Below are 9,347 nucleotides of genomic sequence, written 5' to 3'. Positions count from 1 at the left end.
TGCACAATATATGCAGGAAAAGTCGATCTACTATGATGCAATTACGACGTTAATGAAGGCACGGAAACAATTTGTTAGCGGCGGACAAACAATGACCAAGCTTAGCGATAACTTAATTGCAAGCGTTCGTTATGGTAAGGGCGTTGCTAATGCTAATAGTGAGGGTACTGATAGTTTGAGTCGAACGAGTGGGATGGCAGTTATCGTTGGTAACAATCCACAAATGGCAGAGCAAACGATTTCTATTAATATGGGTCGTGCCCATGCTAATGAGCAGTATCGTAACTTGCTTGACACAACGAATAATGGTTTAACATATAATGCTGATGGTGCTGAAAATCCAGAGACCTTAACAACTGATGATAATGGTATTTTGAAGGTTACTGTTAAGGGATACAGCAATCCATATGTAAGTGGATATCTTGGTGTGTGGGTCCCACTTGTTTCTGGAAATCAGGATGTTACTACTAATGCCGCTACTGTTTCAGCAAATAGTAATAAGATCTTCGAATCTAATGCTGCACTTGATTCTCATATGATCTATGAAGACTTTAGTTTGTATCAACCTGAACCAACAAGTACAGAGAATCATGCATATAATATTATTGCCCAAAACGCTGCGCTCTTTAACAACCTGGGAATCACTGACTTCTGGATGGCCCCTGCTTACACACCGTTTGGTATGAGTCGCTATAACGAAGGTTATTCTATGACTGATCGCTATAACCTAGGGACTAATACTAATCCAACCAAGTATGGAAGTGGTGAAGAATTAGCAAACGCGATTGCCGCTTTACATAGTGCTGGTTTAAAGGTTCAGGAAGATCTTGTTATGAACCAGATGATTGGCTTTTCCGGTCAAGAAGCAGTAACGGTTACCAGAGCTAATAATCTTGGAATGCAAATGTCCGTCAATGGTAAGACATATGCTAATCAAATCTACTTTGCATACACAATCGGTGGTGGAAACGGACAGGAAACTTATGGTGGTAAGTATCTGTCAGAGTTACAGTCCAAGTATCCTGACTTGTTCACCACAAAGGCCATTTCTACCGGCGTAGCTCCTGATCCAACTACTCATATTACTAAGTGGTCTGCTAAATACCAAAACGGTACATCACTTCAAAATATTGGAATTGGTTTAGCTGTGAAATTACCTAATGGCAATTACGCTTACCTGGCTGGTGGTAATAACGATAAGTTTAAGACGACCCTTCCAGAACAGATGGGATTGACTGATTACTATATTCAACAGGAATTAAAAAAGCAGATTAGGAAAGCCTAATTACGACAATATTACACTACGGAACCTAAAAGAGTGAAAAACTGCAATTTACGGGATTTCTTCCTGGTAAATTGCAGTTTTTTGTCTGTTTTGTTACATTTTGTGGTTAGTAAGGACAACAGGATGAAAGCATGACTTACTAAGGCCTGTATCCTGTCTCTGCTGGCCGGAATTTCTCTCTTTGGCTTCAGCTTTAAGAATTGAAAGCAAGAAAAGTAAATCGTGATTGAATGAAAATCGGCCCATAAACAAAGAGCTTCAGAAGCATTTAGCAACTTCTGAAGCTCTTTTTCTTCCTTGTATCTTTCTGTTTGTGCCGGGGATTCGGCTGCCAAAAATATCTGTTTTTTGGGCTATGCTCATTTTGCGCATTCTCTGTAATCTTTGTGAAAACGTATTAATATAAAGGAAAACTGCTTAAACGCTTTTTAGCTAATTAACATTTCACAAGTTACTTTTTTCATTAACTCTCTGCAAAAAACTAGACCTAAAAAATTTTTCACGTCAAAATAAATAGCGAAAATCTTTTGGTAATCGCTTACTTATATATGAAAGCTTTTACATTTTAACAAAAATGCCAAAAAATTCCCCAAATTTTAAAAAATAGACAGTCCTTGAAATTCTTTAAAAAACACAAAAAAGCTGTGTCATTTTTAACAAAATTCAAAAAAGCCGTTATATAATGCAATTAGTTAAGCAAGATTTTTGTAAAAGTATTTTGTAAGGAGATTTGTAAGATGGCAGAACAAGAATACCGTATTGAATCAGACACGATCGGTGAAGTTAAGATTCCTAAGGAAGCTCTCTGGGGCCCGCAAACTGAAAGAAGCCGCAACAACTTCCCATCCGGCGAATTAATGCCATTGGCTATCATCCGTGCTTTCCTGCACTTGAAGAAGGCTGCTGCGGAATCAAACGTTGAAGTTGGCGACGAACCAGCTGAAAAGGGACAAGCAATCGAAGAAGCTATCGACCAATTGCTGGCACTTAGCGACGAAGACTTGCGCAAGGACTTCCCACTTCACGTATTGCAAACCGGTTCAGGTACTCAAACCAACATGAACGTCAACGAAGTTGTTGCCAACCTGGCTAACAAGCTTCACCCAGGCTTGAACATCCTGCCAAACGATGACGTCAACCGTGGCCAAAGCTCAAACGATACTTACCCAACTGCAATGAACATCGTTGCCGTTGAAGCTGTCGACAAGCTGGAACCAGCTATTGAACACCTGATTGACGAACTTAAGGTAAAGCAAGACAAGTACTGGAAGACTGTCAAGGTTGGCCGCACCCACCTGCAAGACGCTACTCCTTTGACTTTCGGCCAAGAAGTTTCCGGCTACATCTCAGCCTTGAAGCATGACCTGGCTTACATCCAAGAATTGAAGCCAAGCCTTTACGAATTGGCTATCGGTGGTACTGCCGTAGGTACTGGCTTGAACGCTGCTCCAGGCATGACTGAAGCTATCGCCGGCAAGCTGAGCGAAGTTTACGGCCACGAATTCAAGGTCGACACCAACAAGTTCTGGGGCCTGGCTCACCACTCAGCTTTGAGCGTAATGCACGGTGCCTTCAAGACTTTGGCCAACGACATGTTCAAGATCGCTCAAGACATCCGCTTCCTGGCTTCTGGCCCACGTGCCGGCTACGGTGAATTGAACATCCCTGCCAACGAACCAGGCTCATCAATCATGCCAGGCAAGGTTAACCCAACTCAAGCTGAAGCCGTAACCATGGCTGTAGCCCGCGTATTGGGTAACGACGTAACCATCAACTTCGCTGCCAGCCAAGGTAACTTCGAAATGAACGTCTTCAAGACTGTCATGATCGCTGCCTTCTTGGAATCAGCTGAAATCCTGGCTGGTACTATCACTGGCTTCGCTGACAAGATGATCCACGGTTTGACTGTCAATGAACAAAGAATGGACGACCTGCTGGAAAACTCCCTGATGACTGTTACTGCTTTGTCACCAAAGATTGGCTACCATGAAGCTGCCGTAATCGCCCAAACTGCTCAACGTGAAGGCACTACCTTGAAGGAAGCTGCCCTCAAGAGCGGCAAGGTGACTGAAGAACAATACGATGAATGGATGGACTACATGGCCATGACCAACATCGACCGGACTAAGCCGGAAGAATAGTCTTTTTCAAAAAACGGGAGAAAAAATGTTAGCTAAAGTTAATTACAAAGGCTTCATTTGGCCTTTGATCATCGGGATTGGGCTCTTCTTGCTCACTCCTTTGCGTCCGGCAACCATCACTGTTGCCGGCTGGCATATGTTCGCCATCTTCTTGGCAACGATCATTGCCTGCATCACTAAGCCTCTGCCAATTGCCGGGGTATCAATTATCGCCTACGTGACCATCATCGGCCTGGGCCTGGTTCAAATGAAGCCAGCTCTGTCAGCCTTCGCTGACTCAACTCCATGGACTATCGCCATGGCCTACATGATTGCCCGGGGCTTTACCAAGACTGGCTTGGGCCGGCGGATCGCCTTGATCTTCGTCCGGGCCTTCGGGAAAAAGACTTTGGGTCTGGCTTACTCCTTGTCCATGATCGACTTGGTTGTTTCACCAGCCACCCCAAGTAACACTGCCCGGTCTGGTGGTATCGTCCTGCCAATCATCGAATCATTGTCCGACACCTTCGGTTCCAAGGTTTCTGATGGCACGGAAGACAAGATCGGTTCCTACCTGGTCTTCAACGAATTCCACGCCAACACGATCTCATCCAGCCTCTTCATGACTGCCTCAGCTCCTAACGTGGCTGCAGTTGGTCTGGCAGCGGCTAACGGGGTCAAGATTTCCTGGTTCGGCTGGGTAGCAGCAGCTATCGTGCCAGCCTTGATCTCCTTCATCTTAGTGCCAATCATCCTCTACAAGATGTACCCGCCTAAGATCAAGGAAACTCCTAACGCCAAGGAATGGGCTGACGGCCAATTGAAGGAAATGGGCGCTATGAAGGCTTCTGAGAAGGTTATGATGGCAGTCTTCATCCTGGCCCTTGTCTTGTGGATGCTGTCCAGCTTCATCGGCTTGAACGCTACCTGGGTAGCCTTCCTGGCAACCGCGCTTCTGCTGGTAACCGGGGTTTTGACCACCAAGGACATGCTGAGCGAAACTGGTGCCTGGAACGTTGTCGTTTGGTTCTCAATCCTGATCTTCATGGCCAACCAACTGAGCCTTAAGGGCGGCGTGATTCCGTGGCTGCAGACTTCAATCAAGTCTGTCATTGGCGGCATGTCACCAGTTTTGGTCATGGCCATCCTGGTTCTGGTTTACTTCTACAGCCACTACCTCTTTGCCTCCGGCACGGCCCACGTTGTTGCCATGTACGCTCCGCTGCTCTTGATTGCCAAGAGTGCCGGCGTACCGGTAATGTTCGCGGCTATCATGCTGGGGATGACTGGGGCGATCTTCCAGTCAACCACCCACTACTCATGTGGGCCAGCAACCGCCCTCTTTGCCCCAGGCTATGTCAAGCAGACTGACTGGTGGAAGATGTGCTTCGTTTTGGGTCTCTTCTACTTGGTAGTCTACGGCGGCATCGGCGGCTTGTGGATGAAGCTGATCGGCTTGTGGTAAAAGTTTAAAAGCAAGTTTGCAAAGTGCTTGTAAGTAAAGTAAAAAGTTTGTAAGTGAAAAGGCAGCTCCTTAGCGGAGCTGCCTTTTTAGCGCGGCGGTAAAAGTAGCGGCCAGGCCCAGGGCAAAATTATCGGAAAATGAGAAAGATATTTACATACAAAATGGGGGATAGCTAGATTATACCGGTTGAAAAAAGGACCAGCTCCGAAAAAGAGCCGGTCCTTTTGCCTGCTAAGCAGGGAGAATAATTAATTTTTTATCGGCCGCTTTCTTCTTGCAGCTGCAGAACCCGGTTGGCGATGGTTTCGCTAGTGACTAAGTGGGTGATGATGCCGGACTTGAGGGCGCCGAGGAGGGCTTCAGACTTGAAGCGGTCGTTGACCACCACGAAACGGACCGGGGTTTTGACGATCTGCTGGTCAGAGATGCCGATGATCTTGTCGATAATGGAGCTGAAGAAGTGGCCATCATGGTCGTATGGCCGGCCGAAGATCATGCCGGAAATGTTCTTTTGGTGGATGTCCTTAAAGAGGAGGCTCTCGTATTTTTTATGCAGGAAGCTTTCTTCTTCAAAAGCCTGCAGGGTGCCTAAGCTGGCGACCAGGAGGTCCATATGGTCATAAAGCTCATCCAGTTTCTCGTAAAAAGGCTCCTTCTTGATCAAGTTGACCAGGTCAGGGTTGGAGGAGTAAAGGGGAGCTGGCAGGGCACGGAAGCGGCCCCCGCATTGGGCAGCAGCGATGCTTTCCAAAGGATTCTTGCGGCCGCTGCCTTGGAGAGGGTAGCCAACCAGCTGAACGAAGGTCAAGTCATTGTTTTTAACTTCCGTAAAGGAGTTGATGATTTCGAGCATGGTCGTGCCCCAGGTGATCCCGACATTCTTGCTGGATTGCATGTAGCTCTGGATCTGTTCAGCGGCGAAGCTGACGATCTTTTCACTGTCCTGGTTCTTGGTCTCCAGCTTCTTTAAGATAAAGGCTTCCTTGAGGCCAAACTGCTGGCGGAAGGTCTTTTCCAGGCCGGGATTCCGCTTGGCACCTTTCTTGATGTTGATCTGGACGATGCCGGTCTTTTCGGCGTCGCTTAAGGCCTTGTCGATGAGATAGCGGGACAGGTTGTACTTGGCGGAAATTTCGGCGATGTTGAGTTTGCTGATGTAGTAGTCGTGTGCGATGTTCGCAAGCTGGTCGTTGCTGAGCTGCATGATTTCCTCCCAATTTTAGACATTTTAAAAGCTATTTAAATATTGTAAAGCAAAAGGTTACTTTTGTAAAACAAGTAAAAAGGTATCATTTTTTGAAAAAGGCAAAAAGCAAAAAATGAGCAAAAAAGAAGGGGGAATCAAGCGATTCTCCCTTCGTCATTGTCTGATTTTAGTACCAGTTGTGAGCCAGCCAGAATCTCTTGGCGTTGACCCATGAACCGTAACGGCCGTAAACGTAGCGGTCAGCAGTCCGTTCTTGGTTCTTCTTGGACAAGTTACCGCCCAGGTAAGAAATCAAGAGTTGGTAGCGGCCGTAACAACTGCCGTTTCTGGCAGTGTAGGAACCGCCTGATTCCCGCATAGCGATCCAGTACTTGGCAGCCTTTTCAGCTGACTTCTTAGCAGCCTTCTTCTTAGCAGCAGCTTTCTTCTTAGCAGCGGCCTTTCTCTTAGCGGCGGCTTTCTTAGCAGCAGCCTTTCTCTTAGCCGCGGCTCTCTTAGCAGCCTTCTTAGCGGCAGCAGCAGCCTTCTTGGCCGCGTCGTTTTGCCGGTCAGTTGAGCTTTGGTTTGAAGCTGAACTTTGGTCAGTTGCCTGGCTTTGGTCAGCGCTGGCAGTTACAGCTGCGGTATCGGCCTTAGTAGTCTTCTTAGTTGACTTCTTGGAAGTCTTCTTGGCCTTCTTAGCAACCTTCTTGGTTGATTTCTTGACTGCCTTCTTCTTAGAAGTCTTCTTAGCCTTCTTAGCAGTCTTCTTCTTGGAAATCTTCTTAGTCTTCTTAGCAGCCTTCTTCTTGTGCTTCTTAGCCTTCTTAGTGGTTTTCTTTACCGTGCTGGTTGAAGCCGAGGTAGAAGTGCTTGAGCTAGTTGAGCTTGCTGAAGCAGCAGTAGCTGAGCTTTGGTTGTCAGCGCTAGACTGGCTTGCGGCCTGGTCTTGGCTGGCTTGTTGGTCTTGACTAGTTGCAGTTGCTGATTGTTGGGTAGAACTTGCGTCATTAGTAGCCGCTAAAACGTTAGCGGCAGGAGCAACCACGAGGGCAGCTGCAAAAGCAGTTGCTGATAAAACTTTCTTGAAATTGTGTTTGAACATCATATGGTAGAAACTCCTCACTTGCTTCTCTTAAAAACTAAGTCTATGCTACTAAAGGAATATGACAGGACTGTTACAAAACAACCACAGCTCGTTAACAATCGGGTAAAATGAACATTTTTTTGGCAAAAAGATCATAAAAAAGACAGAAACAGGGCTAAAATTATCATTTTAAGCGCTTTAAATTAGCTGTACGAATAAGTAACATTAGTAACAATTGTCAAAAGAATGACATAAAAGAAAAAGACCAGCCGCTAGACTAGTCTTTTACACATGCAATTATTTCAAAAATAGAATTAATTTCCGTTAGAAACTGAACTGGCTGATCGAGTCCAGGGGGCTGAGGTAAACGAAGTTCAGCTTGACCCGCCGGGTCAGCTGGGTCAGTTGCTTAAGCAGCCCCTGCTGTTCTTTGGTAAAGCGGAGATGGTTGAGGCTGGCCTTGGCTGGCAGGTAAAGCGCCAGCTTGGCCGCGTATTCCATCGGGTGGTTGCCGGAGTCAAAGTGGCCCAGGACCAGGGCAATCGCGTCCCGCAAAGGCTTGTAACGGCCAATGTTTCTTTCATTATAAATATCAGAGAAAAAGCTGGCGTAGAAGTTTTTGAGAATTTGGCAGGTTTGCTCACGCTCTTTCGCTTGATCATTTTTTTGAAAAAACTTGCGGAAAATTGCCACTTGCATGATGTGCCTCCTAAAGATGAATCAGCCGCGTCTTTGGAGAGAAGAGCTTTTGAGTCTCAGCATCCAAAGGCGCGTCAGTAATTACCACGTCGATCCGGTCCAGGGGAGCGGATTGATAGGGGGCAGTGATTTCAGAAACAAACTTATACTTTTCAGCAACCAAGACGACCCGCTGAGCCCTTGAGATGGCCAGTTGAATCATGGCCGCGTCGTCAGCATCTTTCAAGTAAGCACCGTCTGGCCCAATCTTGACCATACCGATAAAGGCGGTGTTGAAACGAAGCTGGCGGAGAGTCTCCATAGCCTGAGGCGAGTGGGTAAAACGGTTATTTTTTTCCACTTTTCCGCCCAAAAAGCTAACCGCCGGCAACCGGGAGGGCAGGAGGGCGAGCACGTTGTCGATCGAGTTGGTGACAACGGTTAAGTCGCGTCCTGCCAGCCGCTGGCAGAGTAAGTTAAGGCTGGTTGATGGGCCGATGAAGTCGCACTGGCCGTCATGGACGAAGTGGCTGGCAATTTCAGCTAGATCCCGCTTGACCGGGGAGAGGATGTGTTGCCGGGCCAAGTAACTAGGGACATTATCATCGTCAACGGCCATAATGCCGCCATGGATCCGGATCGCCTGGCCGGTTTTAGTCAAACGCAGGACATCGCGTCGGGCGGTGTCGAAGGAAATACCAAAGTGGCTAGCAATTTCTTTAGTTTTGAGTTCGCGCTTTTCCAGCAGCAGGCGGCGGATTTCTTGGAGTCTGTTTGCTTGTGTCATTGCTTCCCCCTAAATAGAAAATAGCATCATTAAACGGGTGTGACTTCATTTTATTGACAGAGAGCGAGAAAACTTGGTATTTAAATGCTGAGTTGAATCGCTCTTTTTTGTGCATACTATATAAATTCCAGTTCGATACGTGGTATAATATAAGAAAGCAATTATTAGCATAACAGCACAAAGAAGGTCTCTTACATATGGTCAGATACGAATTCAAAAATGATGAACCAGATATCATCCATGAACGAGGCTACGTATATAACCTCAACTATCATATTGTTTGGTGTACTAAGTACCGCAACCAAGCCTTAGCTAATCCGATTATTGTAGACTCACTCAAAGACAAGATCCTTAAGATCTGCCATGAGAACGAGTATACGGTTAAGGCATTAGAAATAATGCCTAATCATGTACACATTCTTGTCTCTGCCAAGCCTAAAGTTAATTGTCAAGCAGCTGAAAGGCATTACGGCCAAATGGCTGTTTCAGAAATTCCCGGAGATAATGAGAGAGCACTTCTGGGGAGGTCATATCTGGTCACCAAGCTACTATGTGGGCAGCATTGGCGTAACAACTGAAGCAGTAGTCAAAAATTACATTGAAACGCAATGGGACAGGCCATTTCACTAAATGTTAGAAAGGAGGAAGCATCATGGCTAGACGCAATCGCAAGTCTGACTTGCCACAATATGGCATTAAGCTTAGACTGTATCCAAATCTCAAGCAGCAGATTATGCTT

Annotated in this window: 8 protein-coding genes and 1 pseudogene; 4 read left to right on the top strand and 5 right to left on the bottom strand. The window is 46.3% G+C overall.

Annotated features, from left to right (window positions below):
* On the top strand, window positions 1-1,285 hold a 1,285-nt coding region (locus Q0J41_RS05150; RefSeq protein ID WP_296227023.1), incomplete at its 5' end, for a glycoside hydrolase family 70 protein.
* A gap of 11 nt (window positions 1,286-1,296) precedes the next feature.
* On the opposite strand, the gene Q0J41_RS05145 is transcribed toward Q0J41_RS05150, so the two are convergent.
* Complete coding sequence (locus Q0J41_RS05145) at window positions 1,297-1,620, bottom strand: hypothetical protein (RefSeq protein ID WP_296227021.1); 324 nt, start codon at window positions 1,618-1,620, stop codon at window positions 1,297-1,299.
* Window positions 1,621-2,022: 402 nt separating this feature from the next.
* Between Q0J41_RS05145 and Q0J41_RS05140 the strand changes: the two genes are divergently transcribed.
* Together Q0J41_RS05140 and Q0J41_RS05135 are read left to right on the top strand one after the other, a co-directional pair.
* Window positions 2,023-3,426, top strand: coding sequence for a class II fumarate hydratase (locus Q0J41_RS05140; RefSeq protein WP_296227019.1), 1,404 nt, complete (start codon window positions 2,023-2,025; stop codon window positions 3,424-3,426).
* A 25-nt stretch (window positions 3,427-3,451) separates the two neighbouring features.
* The gene (locus tag Q0J41_RS05135; RefSeq protein WP_296227017.1) at window positions 3,452-4,870 is read left to right on the top strand and encodes a DASS family sodium-coupled anion symporter; all 1,419 of its coding nucleotides are present in this window, start codon (window positions 3,452-3,454) and stop codon (window positions 4,868-4,870) included.
* A gap of 256 nt (window positions 4,871-5,126) precedes the next feature.
* Here Q0J41_RS05135 and Q0J41_RS05130 read toward each other — a convergent pair whose 3' ends face one another.
* The 4 genes from Q0J41_RS05130 to Q0J41_RS05115 form a co-directional block, all read right to left on the bottom strand.
* The gene (locus Q0J41_RS05130; RefSeq protein ID WP_296227015.1) at window positions 5,127-6,074 is read right to left on the bottom strand and encodes a sugar-binding transcriptional regulator; all 948 of its coding nucleotides are present in this window, start codon (window positions 6,072-6,074) and stop codon (window positions 5,127-5,129) included.
* 169 nt (window positions 6,075-6,243) lie between these two features.
* A complete protein-coding gene (locus Q0J41_RS05125) occupies window positions 6,244-7,164 on the bottom strand; it encodes a peptidoglycan-binding protein LysM (RefSeq protein WP_296227014.1) in 921 nt (306 codons plus the stop codon).
* Between the two features lie 303 nt (window positions 7,165-7,467).
* Window positions 7,468-7,842 (bottom strand): bacteriocin immunity protein, encoded by a 375-nt coding sequence (locus tag Q0J41_RS05120; protein ID WP_296227012.1) that lies wholly within the window; start codon window positions 7,840-7,842, stop codon window positions 7,468-7,470.
* A 10-nt stretch (window positions 7,843-7,852) separates the two neighbouring features.
* A complete protein-coding gene (locus Q0J41_RS05115; RefSeq protein WP_296227009.1) occupies window positions 7,853-8,608 on the bottom strand; it encodes a DeoR/GlpR family DNA-binding transcription regulator in 756 nt (251 codons plus the stop codon).
* A 197-nt stretch (window positions 8,609-8,805) separates the two neighbouring features.
* Between Q0J41_RS05115 and tnpA the strand changes: the two are divergent.
* A pseudogene (tnpA, locus tag Q0J41_RS05110) lies at window positions 8,806-9,238 on the top strand (IS200/IS605 family transposase).
* Window positions 9,239-9,347: the final 109 nt, after the last annotated feature.

Source organism: uncultured Lactobacillus sp. (assembly GCF_944327175.1).
Taxonomy (GTDB): Bacteria; Bacillota; Bacilli; order Lactobacillales; family Lactobacillaceae; genus Lactobacillus.
Note: the sequence above shows the minus strand (reverse complement) of the source record. Positions and strands in the feature narration are given on the sequence as shown.

Bases quoted from the DNA above. Each gene is read 5' to 3' on its own strand.
- Q0J41_RS05130 (WP_296227015.1), bottom strand. From the start codon at position 6,074: ATGCAGCTCAGCAACGACCAGCTTGCGAACATCGCACACGACTACTAC.
- Q0J41_RS05115 (WP_296227009.1), bottom strand. From the start codon at position 8,608: ATGACACAAGCAAACAGACTCCAAGAAATCCGCCGCCTGCTGCTGGAA.
- Q0J41_RS05140 (WP_296227019.1), top strand. From the start codon at position 2,023: ATGGCAGAACAAGAATACCGTATTGAATCAGACACGATCGGTGAAGTT.
- Q0J41_RS05125 (WP_296227014.1), bottom strand. From the start codon at position 7,164: ATGATGTTCAAACACAATTTCAAGAAAGTTTTATCAGCAACTGCTTTT.
- Q0J41_RS05135 (WP_296227017.1), top strand. From the start codon at position 3,452: ATGTTAGCTAAAGTTAATTACAAAGGCTTCATTTGGCCTTTGATCATC.
- Q0J41_RS05120 (WP_296227012.1), bottom strand. From the start codon at position 7,842: ATGCAAGTGGCAATTTTCCGCAAGTTTTTTCAAAAAAATGATCAAGCG.